This is a genomic window from Vibrio sp. D417a (assembly GCF_030248595.1).
Lineage (GTDB): Bacteria > Pseudomonadota > Gammaproteobacteria > Enterobacterales > Vibrionaceae > Vibrio > Vibrio alginolyticus.
The window spans coordinates 88,205-105,584 of sequence record NZ_JAHGAM010000006.1 but is presented as its reverse complement, the minus strand read 5'-3'; the positions used below and the strand labels follow the sequence as shown (position 1 = coordinate 105,584).

The window sequence follows — 17,380 nt, the reverse complement described above, 5'->3', positions numbered from 1 at the left end:
ACCCATATCAGGACGGGTCAATTACTCTTCACCTGAAGTGGGGGCTGGTGAGGCAGAGATTGCTTGAGAAGGTGGTTGGTAATTGATTTCACTGAAATCAATCTTCGGGAACAAAAACTGCGCTTCAGCTCTAATTTGCTCCGCTTTACTTGAGTCATCTAAGCCTTGGTAGGCCAAAATCAAATTATTATAAAATGCAGGGCGAGGCTTATCTTTGATGATTTTTAGCGACCAATCGATATAAGGCTGAATCAAGGTTGCGTCTTGTTGGTACAGCCCAATGTTTAAAAACGTGCTATAAACATCCCAATCAAATCTGTCTTTCCAAACCACAGGGTTACTGACTTGATTCAGAATATCAGGATTAGTTGGCCTAGTGGTCTCAAACTTCGTCAATACATAGTTCGTATGCAATGCGCTTACCATGTAAAACGTAAACGCAACGGGAAGTACCAAACTAAAAACACGCAGCAAGCTTTTGGTTACATTACTAAAGCCGACTTGTCGATAACGAGAGACGCGCTGATCGACCCAGTACAGCAGGATAACGAAGATCAACCAATGCACGAGAGAGTGGTAGAAAGGGTATTCCAGTTGCGAGTGCAATACGATAGGTATAAACAAGGCCAGCAACGCAAGACGAGTTCCGCGTTTGGCTTGATAGATTCGATACAGTACCAGTGCCATCGCTAAGAAGATGCCGAGTATTGGCAATAAGCCACCTTCTACTCCCCAGTAAAGCAGCTCGTTATGCGGATGATCCATGGCTGGCAAACCAGCTGGGTAATTCTCATTTAGGGCATGTTGACGAGCCGTATACAGCATGTACTCAGATTCAAACTTGCCATATCCATAACCAGTAAAAGGCTTTTCAATCACCATGTCTAATGTTTGCGGAAAAGTATACGCTCGAGGAGACTCCATATTTACTTTTTCTGCGGCTAACCCACCTCCATCAGGAAAGGCAAGATGCATGACAACGACTGAGAGTAAGAGCCCACTTACAAGTGACACAACCCAGCGGATAAAGCGCCCTTTGGTTGCAAAGCGGTACATGTATGGAATGACCAACAACACGGCGATGACCGAGGCTAACCAACCAGTGCGTGAAGCCAACGCCACAATTAGTGGTAAAGTTAAAACTGGTACGGCATAGAGAAGGTAAACATCGCTTAACTTACGATCGTATTTGTAGGGCTGACGTGCAAGTAAATAGCTGGCAATCACCAACCCTGTCGCAAGAAAGCTGGCCATTACATTGGGCTGTTGGAAAATACCATAAGGACGATTGGCCACCGTGTCGTAACCAAACGGATTGCCTGGTTTGAGATACAGATATTGTGTCAAACCAAAAATGGCTTCGATAACAACCGCAAGGACAATGAACCATAATAGGCGTTGGCGATGTTTATTACTGAAATGAAATTGTTGTAAGACAATAAAGAACAGGACACCACACCACAGGCCAATGAGCTTATTGGCTGCCAAACTGCTATTCGCATTTGGGTACAGAATGGGCACCGTCATGATAAGAGCACTAATGAACAAGCCGATGGTTAGTTTTGAGTAACGTAGTACTCGATTATTCGCAAGTTGGTAACACCCAATGCCTAATGCAAAGCTAAAAGCAATCCAAGTTGTCGCATTGAACGAAAGCGAAAGCCCCGAACCGCCGGGGTTGGGCATGAAAAAGTGCATTGCCAACACAAATAGTGTTGCCAAGGCAATGAGAAACTTGCGATTGAGGGGAACCTGTACTTTTTCGGGAGAAAGCTTTGTTCCACTTACATGTATAGTAGCCATAGTTATTGCGTTGTTTTGAATGAAAAAAGACCAGCACTTGCTGGTCTCGATACTTTACCTGTTTTTTCTACTTCAACATAGGCTTGAGGAAGTGAGCTGTGTGCGAACCCTCGATTTGCGACACATCTTCCGGAGTGCCTTGAGCGATTATCTCGCCGCCACCCTGACCCCCTTCAGGACCAAGATCGATAATCCAGTCCGCAGTCTTAATGACGTCCAGGTTATGCTCGATCACCACGACAGTATTTCCGTGGTCGCGAAGTCTGTGCAGTACAGTGAGCAACTGCTGGATATCATGGAAGTGAAGGCCGGTTGTTGGTTCATCCAAAATGTACAAGGTTTTTCCTGTATCACGTTTGGATAGCTCTCGCGCCAGTTTCACACGCTGTGCTTCACCACCGGAGAGTGTTGTTGCCGCTTGACCCAATCGTATGTACGACAAACCCACATCCATCAGTGTTTGTAGTTTGCGAGCGATGGCAGGAACTGGATCGAAGAAGGTGCGTGCATCTTCGACCGTCATTTCTAGCACTTCATCAATAGTTTTACCTTTGTAACGTACTTCGAGCGTTTCACGGTTGTAGCGTTTACCTTTACACACATCACATGGCACATAAACATCTGGTAGGAAATGCATTTCTACTTTGATAACACCGTCACCCTGACAGGCCTCACAACGACCACCGCGTACGTTAAAACTAAAACGGCCCGGCTTGTAACCGCGAGAACGCGACTCCTGTGTGCCTGCAAACAGTTCACGGATTGGTGTAAAGATCCCCGTATAGGTTGCAGGGTTAGAGCGAGGTGTACGGCCTATTGGGCTTTGATCGATATCGATGACTTTATCGAAGTGCTCTAGACCTTTAATCGATTTATAAGGTGAAGGCTGAGCCGTTGTCGCTCCGTTAAGTTGGGTATGCGCAATTTTAAAGAAAGTATCATTAATCAGCGTTGATTTACCTGAGCCAGATACCCCTGTAATACAGCTGAATAACCCAACAGGAATTGAAAGGTTAACGTTTTTAAGGTTATTACCTGTTGCGCCTAATAGCTCAACCGTTTTTTTCGGATCTCGCGGCGTGCGATCTTTCGGTACTGCGATTTCTTTAACACCACTTAAGTACTGACCTGTCAGAGAATTCGGATTCGCGACTATCTCTTCCATGGTGCCTTCCGCAACAACATTACCACCATGTACGCCAGCACCAGGACCAATATCTATGACATGATCTGCACAGCGAATCGCATCTTCATCGTGTTCTACCACAAGTACGGTATTACCTAAATCGCGCAAGTGAGTGAGCGTTTTTAATAAGCGTTCATTATCACGCTGGTGGAGACCAATCGACGGTTCGTCCAGAACATACATCACACCAACAAGACCTGCACCAATTTGGCTTGCTAAACGAATACGTTGAGCTTCACCGCCTGATAAGGTTTCCGCACTGCGTGATAAGTTTAGGTAGTTCAAACCGACGTTAACTAAGAATTGCAGGCGGTCGTTGATTTCCTTCATCACTTTTTCAGCGATTTGGGCGCGTTGACCTTCCAGTTTCAAGGAATGGAAGAATTCCAATGCATCAGCAATGCTGAGTTCAACAATCTCAGGTAGTGTCGTATCAGCAATAAACACGTTACGTGCTTCAAGGCGTAGACGAGTACCGCCACAGCTTGAACAAGATTTAGTGGAGATGTATTTCGCGAGCTCTTCACGGACAGAGTTGGATTCTGTATCACGATAGCGACGTTCTAGGGTATTCAGAATACCTTCGAATGGATGGCGCTTAACGCGAATATCGCCACGATCGTTGATGTATTTAAACTCAATCTCAGTACGACCAGAGCCCTTTAGAATGACATCTTGCGTTTTCTTTGGCAGAGAATTAAAAGGGGCATGGAGGTCAAAACCATAATGATCGGCCAATGAGGTGAGCATTTGGAAGTAGTAGTAGTTCTTTTGATCCCAACCGCGAATCGCACCTTGTGCCAAGCTTAATGAATCATCTTGAATGACTCGGCTTGGATCGAAGTATTGTTGAACACCCAAGCCATCACAAGTGCCACATGCTCCAGCAGGGTTGTTGAATGAGAAAAGTCGCGGCTCTAACTCTTGCATGCTGTAACCACATTGTGGACAAGCGAAGTTGGCGGAGAAAATAATCTCTTCACCGTCGCCATCCATTGGCGCGACAACTGCAATTCCGCCTGATAATTCGAGTGTTGTCTCGAAAGATTCGGCCAAGCGCTGTTGTAAGTCTGGACGAACTTTAAAGCGGTCTACCACAACTTCAATGGTGTGCTTTTTATGTAGTTCAAGGGTTGGAGGATCGGAAAGATCGCAAGTTTCTCCATCAATACGCGCACGAATAAAGCCTTGAGCCGCTAAGTTCTCAAGCGTTTTAACATGCTCACCTTTACGTTCTTTGACAATAGGTGCCAATAGCATCATTTTGCTGCCTTCCGGCATCTCTAGGACTTTGTCCACCATTTGGCTGATGGTTTGCGCAGCAAGAGGAGCATGATGCGTTGGACAGCGGGGTTCGCCCACACGAGCATACAATAGACGTAAGTAGTCGTAGACTTCGGTAATTGTACCGACGGTTGAACGCGGGTTATGAGAAGTAGACTTCTGTTCAATAGAAATCGCGGGTGATAACCCTTCAATGTGGTCGACATCGGGTTTTTCCATCAGAGACAAAAACTGACGAGCGTAGGCAGAGAGAGACTCTACGTAGCGTCGTTGGCCTTCTGCATACAATGTATCGAAAGCGAGAGAGGATTTACCGGAGCCACTTAGTCCAGTAATGACAATCAGTTTATCGCGAGGGATTGTAAGATTAATGTCTTTAAGGTTATGGGTTCGGGCACCGCGAACTTCTATTTTATCCATCGTTTTTGCTCTATGTATAACCAAGTGGGGCAAGTATTACATAGTGTGAGAAATGTGCAAAGAAAATTACTGGATAAAAAAACAGTAAAGTAAAAAGCCCAGCGTTGTGCTGGGCTTTCGATACAGCAATTTCGTACTACGACGATGCTTTATACAGCTTTTTGTGTTGCGTGCTTACCTAGCTCAGAGGTTTTTTCATCTTTTAGATACAGGTTTTCAAAACAATAGTTAGTTGCTTCGATGTAACCTTCAACGCTACCACAGTCAAAGCGTTTGCCCTTGAATTTGTAAGCCAATACACAGCCCGCTTTTGCTTGTTTAAGCAGCGCGTCCGTGATTTGAATTTCACCACCTTTACCTGGTTCGGTGTTTTCAATCAGTTCAAAAATATCGGGAGTCAGGATGTAGCGGCCAATGATAGCAAGGTTGCTAGGTGCCGTGCCTTTCTCTGGTTTTTCTACCATGTCGTCTACGCGGTAGATGTCGTCTTTGATCATTTCACCAGAGATAACGCCGTATTTGTGTGTTTCTTCGGCTGGTACTTCTTGCACTGCAACGATAGAACAGCGGAACTGCTTAAATAGTGCCACCATCTGAGCCAGTACGCCCTCTTGCTCGTTCACACAAAGGTCATCAGCAAGAACAACAGCAAATGGCTCATCGCCTACCAATTCTCGTCCAGTTAGAATCGCGTGGCCCAAGCCTTTCATTTCGCGTTGACGTATATAAGTGAAGTTTGCAGATTCAATGATTTCACGGATATCTACCAACAGCTCTTCTTTGTTGGTACCGCTAATCTGATGTTCCAGTTCGTAGTTTTTATCAAAGTGGTCCATGATCGAGTGCTTGCCACGACCTGTCACAATACACATGCCGTTCATACCAGCTTGGATTGCTTCTTCGACACCGTATTCAATAAGCGGTTTGTTCACGACTGGCATCATCTCTTTTGGCATAGATTTCGTTGCCGGTAGGAAGCGTGTGCCATAGCCTGCAGCAGGGAACAGACATTTTTTTATCATTGGGGGAATATCCTATCTCGTTTTTATCAAGAATCTACGTATAACTTTAACACGAGAGGTATCAATGAATCATGAATAAAGTAGGAAAAAATGTGAGACTCGGTGCGGAAAAAAGATGAGCGACTTGTCATTTCAGTTATCAGAGCCGCTCACATTGCATCATGACATTAAGTTTTGGTCTGCCCAGGCGATTGCCTGTACTCGGTTCTTTACGGATAGCTTTTTGAATATCTGATATAAGTGCGATTTGATGGTGAATTCACTGACGAATAACTCCTCGGCCATCTGACTGTTCGAGGCGCCAGCTTGTAGGCAACGCAGTACTTGTAGCTCACGAATGGTTAGGTCTACCGTAGCTGGTGCAGTATGAGTATTAATGACATTGCGGTAATAGTGTAAAAGTTGACTGGTTACATTACGCGGCAGCCAGTTTTGACCGTTAACAATGCCTTTTAACCCTTCTCCAATTTGCTCTAGCGTATCTTCGGAATAAAACACACCTTTTAATTGACCAAATGAAAGAAGTTCATCCGTGGTTAGTCTTTTAGGCACGTTGAAGACAACGGTTTCAAAGTTTTTCCATACAAGAGGCAAGTTTTTGATCGATTGAACAAGTGATTTATGTTCACTGAAGTCGATCAGTAGAATTTTATTACGGTGTTGTGGCTTGGCTTCCATGAGTGCTGCGGTTGAAATCACCGGGATGCTCATATCAACGTACTTTTCGAGTGCCGCCACTTTTTTTTGCGCATTATCTTCCATACTGATCAGAAATAGCTTTCTTGCGTAAGCCGACTTTCTCACGTGTTCCAATCTCCCTGGGTTCAATAGAAGCCATAAACTGGCATTAAAGAGAGGCCATAACCATCGCTTTACTGAATAAATGCGTTCGAATTCAAAGCTTCACGAAACGATGTCTGCAACGCGAATCAAAAATGCTACACACGTAAGTTGAAATACGATTTGGGTTCTAGAGGGTGACTCAATAGATCACAATGGTATTAGACTTTAATCAAAACATTAAAGCGTGCTATTCTAATGCGCTAAAATTTTATATATCCAGAGTGAAACGGAGCACATCATGGCCAGCCGTGGAATTAACAAAGTTATTTTGGTGGGGAATCTAGGTAACGACCCTGAAATTCGTTACATGCCGAATGGCGGTGCAGTAGCAAACATTACTATTGCGACTTCTGATTCATGGCGTGATAAAGCGACTGGCGAACAGCGCGAAAAAACGGAATGGCACCGTGTTGTGTTGTTCGGCAAACTTGCGGAAGTAGCAGGTGAGTACTTGCGTAAAGGCTCTCAAGTCTACATTGAAGGGCAACTGCAAACTCGAAAATGGCAAGATCAAAGTGGCCAAGATCGCTACTCAACTGAGGTAGTTGTTCAAGGCTTCAATGGTGTGATGCAAATGCTTGGCGGTCGTGCTCAAGGTGGCGGCGCACCAATGGGCGGTCAACAGCAGCAACAAGGTGGATGGGGTCAGCCTCAACAGCCAGCTCAGCAGCAGTACAATGCGCCTCAGCAACAGCAACCACAACAACAGGCTCCGCAGCAATCACAGCAGCAGTACAATGAGCCACCAATGGATTTTGACGACGATATCCCGTTCTAAATTCTGCTTATGCTTGAATCGAAAAGGCCGCGAATATCGCGGCCTTTTTTATTGTCGCAATCTAATGAGCTCACAGGCTTATCTTGGCAAGGTTAGGCGTAACAATAAAACTTATCAATGAGTGTGATTTTCTTTATGCTCCAGCCTCTCACTATCAGACTAATCCGATTGTTTGATGAACTCTTATCAAGTATAAATATTTCAATAAGGTATATGATGAATAAAAAAGGAATTTGGTATTCATGAGGTATACCCCAACTCTTAAGTTAAGCACACGGCTGGTGGCCTTTGTCACCATGATCGTTATCTGCGCCATGTTTATCTTGTTTGTCGGTGGCACCCTCTCTTTTAAACGTCTTGGGCAGGAATATCTCACCCATTATTTAGAAGGGATCGTAGAGGTGGTCGACAAGGAGATGGAAGATCCTGACGCCGCTTATTCTATGCAGCGCTGGATGCCGAAAATGCTGCAGGCTTCCAATATTGTCGAAATGACGTTGTCGACCAACAACGCCGTTGTTTATCGCTTCAAAGATACTTCTCATCAAATGGAAGCGTCAGTCTTGTTTGAGGCTGAGTACCAGTTGACTCACAATCAAGATTACACGATTCACTTTAAAGCAATTCCCCCTTACTTAGGTTACAGCTACTCAATGCAGGCGCTTTGGTCGATCACGCTTGCCGTTATATTGATCATCTTCTGCTTAATGCGCGGCGTGGCATGGCTTAAAGAGCAATTAGAAGGCTCTGAAATGCTCGAAGAGCGAGGCAGAATGATCCTGGCTGGTAGGGTGGAGCAGTATGCCAAAGGTGACAAAAAAGAATGGCCTTACACCGCTAGTGAAGCGCTCGATGTATTAATCGAAGAGTTACAAGATGCGCGTCAAGAGCGAAGCCGATTTGATACCTTTATTCGAACTCAAACCTTCCTTGATAAGCTAACCGGTACCGCTAACCGAGTGTTATTTGATAGCAAGTTGGAATCGGCGTTACTAGAAAGTGGGGCTCGCGGCGCCGTGTTGCTAGTGCGTATTCAAGACTGGAAACTGGTTGAAGAAGAGCAAGATAAGCAAATTACGGATGAGTTTATTGTTGAAGTTGGGAGTTTATTGTCCAATTTAGTTCAACGATACCCAGATGTTGTATTTTCCCGTTATTACGATGCTGATTTTGCGCTTTTTCTACCGCACCAAAGTGCGAAAGATGTGGCTAACCTTGCCTCGCAATGCATTCGCCAGTTAGAAAAGTTAATGCCGCCAGAGCCACTTGATCCAGACAACTGGTGCCATATTGGCATCACCACTTATAAAGAAGGTGAGCGACACAGCCAAATCATTGATGAAGCCGAGACTGCTTTGCGTAGTGCGCAACTACAAAATAACAATAATTGGAGTCGCTTCAAAAAATGGAACCACGATGAAGAAGCTCGCGGAAGTGTGAGATGGAGAACGTTATTTGACACAGCACTTACACCAGAAAGTGTGATACTCTACGCACAATCTGTGCATCCAATAAGTGACGCGACGCATAAAAAATCATTATATGAAGAGTTAACATGTCGGATTCGCGATCCTGAGAATGGGATTGTTAAAGCGTCTCGGTTCATTTCTGCGATCAGACAGGTTGGTTATGAAGCGCAAATGGATAAGTCGGTTATTAATAAATTCTTAAGAGAGTTTAAGGATAATTTTGATAACTCAAGATCGTATGCGCTCAATTTGAATGTAACGCCATTTTCTAACCGAGAGTACTTTAAATGGTTTCGTGATGAACTCTTACAGTTGTCACGTGAGCAGAGAAAGTGTCTCAGTTTTGAGTTTGTTGAAGCACAATTTGTAAGACACTTAGACTTTATGCGACCAGTCGCTAAAATGCTGGCCGGTTTAGGGTGCCACTTAATGGTTGGGCAGGCTGGGCGTACCATCGTTAGCACTCACTATTTAAAAGAAGTGGACATTCGTTACCTTAAACTTCATCGCAGTTTAGTAGCAAAAATCGACCAACGACATGAAAACCAGCTATTTGTCCGCAGTATGCTAGGTGCGGCGGCAAACAGTAAAACTAAAATTATAGCAGTGGGAATTGAGAATCAGAACGAGCTCAACACATTAATTGAGCTCGGGGTTTATGGTGGGCAAGGGCGTTACTTTTCTGCGGAGCAGCAGTTTCTTCCTCGTCCCCAAGCGTTGCCGAATTCTCAATCAGAATCCCAAGTTAAATTGGGAAGACGAAATCGCTGGCGGAAAAAATAAAGATAATAATCATGGATTTCAAAGCACTATTCGACAAGCTTAAGCGATCATCTAGTGGTGATCGCTCCTGCTTTTTGGTTATTCAGCCAGACGCCGTTTATTTATCATCTTCAATCAAAAGTAGTCGTCCATACCAATTTGATATTTCTGAGTCCAATTGGGAAAAAGCCGTTGAGCAAGCATTGAGCGTTGCAGCGAGTGCGTATGATTCATTAACGGTTATTCTTTCTCATAACTATTACCAGATGTACCAAATCGACAAACCGGTCATGCCGCGTCAAGAATGGCCAGCCGCATTACCGTTTTTGTTGAAAGAACTGATCTCTGAGCGTGCCATCGACATTATTGCCGATGCGGTCGAGTTACCGAATTCAACCAAAGTGCAAGCATACGTCTTATCGCGAAAAATATTGGATAAGATTGTGTTACTGGCCAGTCGAGCCCAGTTACCATTAGAAGCCATTCTTCCTGAAGACGATATTTGGGGAGAGACTGCTGGTGAACTAGGAAACTTCCTATTATTACAACGCAGTGTGCGTGGTCATTTCCGTATAAGCGCTTTTGTCGAAAATACTATTGCGTTCCACCGCTCTATTCGCAGTGTGACGCCACCGTTAACGGGGGTTCCGTCTAGCGATTTACAGATGGACAGTCTGTCGTTAGAACTGCAACGTTCGATTGACTATCTTTCATCTCAGTTACGCCACGTGCAATTACATCAATTGAAAGTGTGCTGTGATGAAGAGGATGAGAGCGAGCTTGTTCAGGCTCTGAACTACCGTTTAAGTACTAAGGTTTCACCGTTATTACCACCAGAACATGAGCTATCAGGGCATGTTTTGGCTGACACTGCGGCTACTTCAAATACTCGACGCGTCAACTTATATCCCGATTACTTAAAACCGAAAAAAGAGCTCCTGACGCTAAAAAATATCGCGTTATCTTGGGGCGTTGCGGCGGCTGCAATTCTATTTTCTTACGGTTATGTCACTTGGCAGAGCAGCGGTTTGGAAGATGAGATTGCTATTGTAAAAAGTAAAGGCGATATCATGAAGTCAGAGCTTGAACGTTATCAAGTCAAGCTACGTAAACATCAACCTGACAATAATAAGCTGGCAGCTAAAGCCCGCTTAGAGCGTGAAGTCAAGGCGAAGCGAGACTCGCTTAAAGCTGTCGGGAAATACGATGACTCGCAGCGCACGGGTTACTCTGGCGTGATGCAATCATTAGCGAAGCTAGGAAACCAAGAAATTTCTTTGTCCGAAATTCGAATCAATACCCATACCTTAGACCTGAAGGGGCTAGCGAAAAAACCGAGCTCAGTGCCAAATTGGGTTAGCCAATTTAAAAACGAAATTAGCTTGGTTGGTCGAACGTTTGACGACGTCAAAATAGGTCGAAATGATAAGGATATTGTGACGTTTGAACTAAAAACGCGCGAGGATAAAGAGAAATGAACGAATTCTGGCTCTCATTAGAAGGGCGCTTTGGCGAAATGAGTACGCGTGAAAAAGTGCTCACCGCATTGTGCGGTTTAGTTGTCGTGATCATGTTGCTCTTTACGCTGGTATTGGAGCCAAAGCTTAACGAGATCATCAGTAATGAGAGGCAACTAAGTAATTTAAAGCAAGCCAATCAAAAGATTGAAATCGATACGCTACGTATTCAGGCGCAACTTAAGAAAGATCCAAATGCTGAGATTGATCGCGCGATATCTAATCTGTTAGCTGAGAGTCAGCATCTTTCGATGCAATTAGCGGAGATCATCGAGCATCTTATTACACCTTCGCAAATGGCTGAGCTGCTTGAAAATGTGTTGGAGCAGCAAAGTGGCATTCACCTTTTGTCTCTGCAAACCTTGCCATCTGAGCCAATAACGGAAGATAAAGAAGCATCGCAATACTCTGGTTACTACGTGCATCCTGTTCGTATGGAACTGACTGGTGACTATTTTTCTATTGCTAATTATCTGAATAAATTGGAGAGCCTTCCTGCGAGTTATTACTGGCGCAGCTTTAGTTATAAAGTCGAAGAGTACCCGAAAGCGAAGCTTGTGTTAGAAGTCTACACACTAGGATCTAGAGAGGAGTTTATTGGTGGTTAACAAACTCATCATCTCATTGCTTGTTATGGCAGCGGCAGGAACCGCTTGGGCAAACCAAGACCCAACGGCCCCACTTGGTTGGGAAAAGCCAGCGGTTGAAACGTCAGCGAAACCAAAAGTTAAACGGTACCGACTGCCTAAGCTCAACAGTATTGTGTGTAAGCCAAGTACTGATTGTATCGCGATTATGGATAACAAACTTGTCGAAAAAGGCGAGCTATTTAAGGGTTATCGCGTCGCGAGCATTAATAGTGAATTTGTAACTTTAAAGCGTGGTAACCGTCAGTGGGACCTAGAGCTTTTTGATTTAAACGTAAAACAATAATAACCAGAGTCCGATCAGATATGCGCAAATTAGTTGTAGGAATAGCGATTGCTTCTTTAATGGGATGTTCAATGGGTCATCGGAATCCAGTGGAAGTTAAAGAAGCGCTCAATGAATCTATCAATCAAGCGAACAGCCGCACATTGGAAGAAATCCCTTCTTCTGTTGAGGCAGACTTGATGCCAAATTTAGACTCGAACGTTGCATCAGAGCAAGGCACCTCGAAGCGTTTTCGTATTCAAGCGAATGCGGTCGATGCAAGAAGCTTTTTCGCTTCGTTGGTGAAAGGCACAGAGTACAGTGTGGCGATTCACCCATCGGTACAAGGTAATATCACTGTCAACTTGTCAGATGTGACATTGGATGAAGTTCTGAATGTCGTACAGAATATGTATGGCTATGACGTGGTGAGGTCTGGCAAAGTTATTCAAATCTACCCAGCAGGTATGCGTACTGTGACCATTCCAGTCGATTACCTGCAGTTCAAGCGTTCTGGTCGCTCATTAACCAGCATTGTTACGGGCTCTGTAACCTCGGCTGGTACGTCTAATTCTGGTGGTAGCTCAGACAGTTCTGACTCGTCAGACTCTAACAATGGAAACAACAACGATAGCTCAACCACATCTACGGGTGGTACACGCATCGAAACCATCACTGAAAGTGACTTCTGGCCTATGCTGCAGCAAGCCGTTGCGAATCTAATTGGTTCAGGCAAAGGGCAAAGTGTGGTTGTAACGCCACAAGCGGGAGTTATTACGGTTCGAGCATTTCCAGATGATATTCGCGAAGTACGCGAGTTCTTAGGTGTATCGCAGGAGCGCATGCAGCGCCAGGTCATTCTTGAAGCTAAAATCCTAGAAGTGACGTTGAATGATGGCTACCAACAAGGCATCAACTGGTCAAACTTATCGGCATCAATTGGTAACTCGGGTAGTATCGTAGTCAACCGCCCTGCGTCGACATTACCACCATTGGATGCGATTGGCACGCTATTGGGCGGTCAAACTAACGTGACTATTTCGGATGGTAACTTCAATGCTGTATTGAGCTTCATGTCTACGCAAGGTGACTTGAACGTCCTTTCGAGCCCTCGTATTACCGCTGCCAACAACCAAAAATCTGTTATCAAAGTGGGTACCGATGAGTACTTTGTTACCGAGCTATCGAGCAATGCAGGCAACGGTGAAAACTCAAATGCGGTTCCTGAAGTGGAACTGACGCCATTCTTCTCGGGTATTTCCCTTGATGTGACTCCGCAAATTGATAACAAAGGCAATGTGTTCCTGCATGTTCACCCCGCAGTTATTGAAGTCACGGAAGAAGTGAAGCAATTGAACTTGGGCGGAGATTTCCAAAACATCCAACTGCCATTAGCGAAAAGCTCTATTCGTGAATCAGACTCGGTTATTCGTGCTAAAGATGGCGATGTTGTGGTTATCGGCGGGTTGATGAAACAGCAAAATCGTGAGCTTGTTTCTAAAGTCCCATTTTTGGGCGATGTACCAGCACTGGGGCACTTGTTCCGCAACGTGAATAACGTAACTGAGAAAACAGAATTGGTCATCTTGCTAAAACCGACCGTAGTTGGCGTGAACTCTTGGCAGAAAGAGCTAGAGCGCTCTCGTGATCTGCTGCAAGAGTGGTTCCCAGATGCGCAATAAGCGCTGGGAAAGGTTCTGTTTTTTAATAGGTTTGTGATTCGAGTATGTACTTGTCACACTTTGGATTCCGAGTTCAGCCTTTTTCGTTAACCCCAAATACAGAAATGTTCTTGGGGTTAGTCCCTCACTATGAGGCGATCCAAACCATCCTAGCTGCCGTGCAAATGGGAGAAGGGGTGATTAAGGTGACGGGAGAAGTCGGCACTGGAAAAACCATGGTATGCCGTAAGCTGATCGAGCAGATTGAATCTGAAGTTGAGCTTATTTACTTACCCAATCCAGTGTTGAATGGGGAACAGTTGCAGTTTGCTGTCGCCAGAGAGTTGGGTATCGAGAACGATGATCCGCTGCGTATCGTTTCCCTCATTCAAGAGCACTTGATTCAAGTACATGCCTTGGGAAAGAAAACCGTCTTGATCGTTGATGAAGCGCAAGCTCTTTCCCCACAAGCTTTAGAAACATTACGTCTATTTGGCAACTTAGAAACGGAACAAGATAAGCTCATTCAATTGGTGTTATTCGGGCAACCTGAGTTGGATGAAAGATTGGCTAACCATGAGCTAAGGCAATTTCGTCAACGCATTACGTTTAGTTGCCAGTTACGTCCTCTCTCTATCGATGAAGGCGTGGCTTACATCAATAATCGTTTAGATAAAGCAGGCAATGGGGCGCACATTTTTTCTATTGAACAGAAAAAAGCGATTTGGCGTTCATCCATGGGGATTCCGCGCTTGATAAACCAAATTAGTCACAAGTCGTTGCTTGCTGCATTTAATGATCGTTGCACACTATTAAAAAATCATCACGTTTACGCCGCTATGCACGATACGTTTGATGCCCGTAAACCTAAGTTTAAAACACCCGTATTTTGGGGATGGAGTCAACCTTGAGTGCCATCAATAAAGCATTATCAGAACTTGCTGAAAAAACATCGCCGTCAGAGCTTACTCGTGCGGAGATTCCAAGTGTCTCACGCAGTAAACCTTGGCTTTGGCTTGTGGCCGGTTTTTCGTTAAGCCTTGCGGTCGGAAGCTGGGCGGTTTCTCGCGGTCCTGTCCCTTCAGGCGAGCTATCACAATTTCAAACCGACGCTATGCCATTGTCGTCTGTGAATGTCTCACCAATTGTTTCATCGGAGCGCACTCACTCGCCAACGAGTAAAATGACGCCCGATACAACTCAAGTGGTTTACACTAAACCAGCCGCACAGCCAGTAGCGCAACAGCCTCACATGCAAGAGACTGATAGGTTCACGCCAAGATCTGAGATAAATACCGCCTCTGAAGAGGCAGTTTTACTCGCGCAGTTAGCAACGATGCCGAGCGAGGAGCAATACGATCACGTAACCCACACAACATCAGAAAACAGTTCAATGCGTATTGAGCAGGTTGAGCTTACACATCGTCAGCTTTCTCTTAAGGCAGTTAGTCGAGCGGAAAAGGCACTCGATGCTAACGATATGCAAACGGCGTTATCGGCTTATGCCGAGGCGTTGCGTTATGAGCCAATGAATGCAGACACGCGTCAAAAGTTATCAGCGTTGTACTTTGGTAAAGGTGACACGCGTAAAGCATATGAGATTATTCAAGAAGGCATCAACCTAGATACGAACAACCAAGTACTCCGCTTGGCCTTGTCTAAGTTGTTAGTGAAAGCTAAACAACCTGAAGCGGCGCTGAGCCCGCTTGTTCATTTGCCTCCAGTACCAAGTCGAGATTACTTGGCGATGCGTGCGGCATTGGCACAAAAACACAAGCAAAATGACATTGCGCTTGAGAGCTATCAACTCCTAACTCAGCGTGAGCCGGAAAACGCGCGCTGGTGGTTAGGCTTGGCTATTCAACAAGAGCGCGCCCTGGCTTTTACTGCCGCGATCAACTCTTACAACCAAGCTCTGGGTAAAGTTGGCATTTCGAATCAATCGCAAGCATTTATCCGTGACCGTTTGAGCATCTTGAAAGAGTTGGAGAGCGCACAATGAAAATTCAGTTGAGAAAACGCTTGGGCGATCTTCTGGTTGAGGAAGGTATCGTCTCTGAAGAACAAATCCAGCAAGCACTAAACGCACAACGCAGTACCGGGCAGAAGCTAGGGGATGCGTTAATTGACCTTGGCTTTATTACCGAAAAGCAAATGTTGGACTTCTTGTCTCAGCAGCTTGGTTTGCCACTGATCGATCTTGGTCGTGCACCTGTGGATGCCGAAGCCGTGCAGATTTTACCTGAGGTACACGCACGTCGCTTACGTGCGATGGTCGTTGCTCGAAATGGGGACACACTGCGCGTTGCTATGAGTGACCCTGCGGACTTGTTCATCCAAGAATCATTGATGAACTTGTTAGGTCAATACAACCTTGAGTTCATTGTTGCTTCAGAGCGTCAGCTTATTTCAAGCTTTGACCGTTATTACCGCCGTACTAAAGAGATAGCCTCCTTTGCTGAACAGCTGCATGAAGAGCATAAAGATGTACAAAGCTTTGATTACGGTATTGATGAGGCCGACAGTGAAGAGGTTACCGTTGTAAAGCTGGTTAATTCCATGTTTGAAGATGCGGTACAGGTTGGAGCTTCGGATATTCATATTGAGCCAGACGATCAAGTATTGCGTTTACGCCAGCGTATTGATGGCGTATTGCATGAAACGCTCTTAAATGAAGTGAATATTGCATCGGCTTTGGTTCTTCGACTGAAGTTGATGGCACACCTAGATATTTCTGAAAAGCGCTTGCCGCAAGATGGCCGATTCAATATCAAAGTTCGTGGCCAATCAATTGATATTCGTATGTCGACGTTACCAACGCAGTACGGAGAATCCGTAGTAATGCGTCTGCTTAACCAGTCCGCTGGTTTGCGTCCGTTAGAAGAGTCGGGCTTGCCGCCAGACTTGCTTGCTCGCTTACGTCGACAGTTGGCGCGTCCGCATGGCATGATTTTGGTTACCGGGCCGACAGGTTCCGGTAAAACCACCACGCTTTACGGCGCATTGAGTGAGCTCAACGAACCTGGGAAAAAGATCATTACAGCAGAGGACCCGGTTGAATATCGTCTGCCTCGCATCACTCAGGTACAGGTTAACAGTAAGATCGATCTAACTTTCTCGCGTGTTCTTAGAACCTTTTTACGTCAAGACCCAGACATAATTCTTGTTGGTGAGATGCGTGACCAAGAGACGGTAGAAATTGGTCTGCGAGCTGCACTAACGGGTCACTTAGTATTGAGTACTCTCCACACCAACGATGCTGTCGACAGTGCGTTACGTATGATCGATATGGGAGCGCCGGGTTACTTGGTTGCTAGTGCAGTCAGAGCCGTGGTGGCGCAGCGTCTTGTGCGCCGAGTTTGCCCAGATTGTAAAACAGAAGACCACTTAGATGAGTCTCGCCAGCAGTGGTTAGCTGGGCGTTTCCCAAATCAAGTTAGCACCATTTTTTATAAAGGCGCAGGTTGCCAAAACTGTAATTTGACTGGTTATCGAGGCCGAATCGGTGTGTTTGAAATGCTCGAACTTGAGCAAGAGATGATGGATAAATTGCGCGCCAATGATGCGGTTGGCTTTGCGCAAGCCGCGCGCCGCTCAGAAAACTATAAGCCACTGCTTGCTTCTGCAATGGAACTGGCGCTACAAGGCACCGTCAGTTTGGACGAAGTGATGACCCTAGGTGAGGGCGATGCTTCTGGTAAGACTGATCCCATTTTCATATAG

Annotated in this window: 13 protein-coding genes; 9 read left to right on the top strand and 4 right to left on the bottom strand. The window is 45.3% G+C overall.

Going from position 1 to position 17,380, the window contains the following annotated elements; translation table 11 throughout:
* Positions 1-21: 21 nt before the first annotated feature.
* The 4 genes from KI742_RS07940 to KI742_RS07925 form a co-directional block, all read right to left on the bottom strand.
* Positions 22-1,803, bottom strand: a complete 1,782-nt coding sequence (locus tag KI742_RS07940; RefSeq protein ID WP_285386114.1) for a PglL family O-oligosaccharyltransferase — start codon at positions 1,801-1,803, stop codon at positions 22-24.
* 67 nt (positions 1,804-1,870) lie between these two features.
* Positions 1,871-4,693 (bottom strand): excinuclease ABC subunit UvrA, encoded by a 2,823-nt coding sequence (gene uvrA, locus KI742_RS07935; protein ID WP_005381241.1) that lies wholly within the window; start codon positions 4,691-4,693, stop codon positions 1,871-1,873.
* 149 nt (positions 4,694-4,842) lie between these two features.
* Positions 4,843-5,715, bottom strand: a complete 873-nt coding sequence (gene galU / locus KI742_RS07930) for a UTP--glucose-1-phosphate uridylyltransferase GalU (RefSeq protein ID WP_005381239.1) — start codon at positions 5,713-5,715, stop codon at positions 4,843-4,845.
* A gap of 159 nt (positions 5,716-5,874) precedes the next feature.
* Positions 5,875-6,519, bottom strand: a complete 645-nt coding sequence (locus KI742_RS07925; protein ID WP_005381237.1) for a LuxR C-terminal-related transcriptional regulator — start codon at positions 6,517-6,519, stop codon at positions 5,875-5,877.
* A 277-nt stretch (positions 6,520-6,796) separates the two neighbouring features.
* Here KI742_RS07925 and KI742_RS07920 point away from each other — a divergent pair, with 277 nt between their 5' ends.
* The 9 genes from KI742_RS07920 to KI742_RS07880 all read left to right on the top strand — a co-directional run bounded on the left by KI742_RS07920 (position 6,797) and on the right by KI742_RS07880 (position 17,380).
* Positions 6,797-7,336: a single-stranded DNA-binding protein gene (locus KI742_RS07920; RefSeq protein WP_005381235.1), complete on the top strand. Its 540-nt coding sequence runs from the start codon at positions 6,797-6,799 to the stop codon at positions 7,334-7,336.
* A 242-nt stretch (positions 7,337-7,578) separates the two neighbouring features.
* Positions 7,579-9,588: an RNase E specificity factor CsrD gene (gene csrD / locus KI742_RS07915; protein WP_005381201.1), complete on the top strand. Its 2,010-nt coding sequence runs from the start codon at positions 7,579-7,581 to the stop codon at positions 9,586-9,588.
* A gap of 11 nt (positions 9,589-9,599) precedes the next feature.
* Positions 9,600-11,045 carry a hypothetical protein gene (locus KI742_RS07910; protein ID WP_005387799.1) on the top strand — a complete coding sequence of 482 codons (1,446 nt, stop codon included), beginning with the start codon at positions 9,600-9,602 and terminating at the stop codon, positions 11,043-11,045.
* Positions 11,042-11,692 carry a type II secretion system protein GspM gene (gspM, locus tag KI742_RS07905; RefSeq protein WP_005381197.1) on the top strand — a complete coding sequence of 217 codons (651 nt, stop codon included), beginning with the start codon at positions 11,042-11,044 and terminating at the stop codon, positions 11,690-11,692. The genes KI742_RS07910 and gspM overlap by 4 nt, the downstream gene beginning before the upstream one ends.
* Positions 11,685-12,017 carry a hypothetical protein gene (locus tag KI742_RS07900; protein WP_005381196.1) on the top strand — a complete coding sequence of 111 codons (333 nt, stop codon included), beginning with the start codon at positions 11,685-11,687 and terminating at the stop codon, positions 12,015-12,017. Before gspM ends, KI742_RS07900 begins: the two co-directional genes overlap by 8 nt.
* A gap of 20 nt (positions 12,018-12,037) precedes the next feature.
* Positions 12,038-13,678 carry a pilus (MSHA type) biogenesis protein MshL gene (mshL, locus tag KI742_RS07895; protein WP_064368802.1) on the top strand — a complete coding sequence of 547 codons (1,641 nt, stop codon included), beginning with the start codon at positions 12,038-12,040 and terminating at the stop codon, positions 13,676-13,678.
* A gap of 44 nt (positions 13,679-13,722) precedes the next feature.
* Entirely contained in the window at positions 13,723-14,568 is an 846-nt protein-coding gene (locus tag KI742_RS07890) for an ExeA family protein (protein ID WP_005381192.1), read from the top strand.
* The gene (locus tag KI742_RS07885; protein ID WP_017636202.1) at positions 14,565-15,659 is read left to right on the top strand and encodes a lipopolysaccharide assembly protein LapB; all 1,095 of its coding nucleotides are present in this window, start codon (positions 14,565-14,567) and stop codon (positions 15,657-15,659) included. Before KI742_RS07890 ends, KI742_RS07885 begins: the two co-directional genes overlap by 4 nt.
* Positions 15,656-17,380 carry a GspE/PulE family protein gene (locus KI742_RS07880; RefSeq protein WP_005381188.1) on the top strand — a complete coding sequence of 575 codons (1,725 nt, stop codon included), beginning with the start codon at positions 15,656-15,658 and terminating at the stop codon, positions 17,378-17,380. The genes KI742_RS07885 and KI742_RS07880 overlap by 4 nt, the downstream gene beginning before the upstream one ends.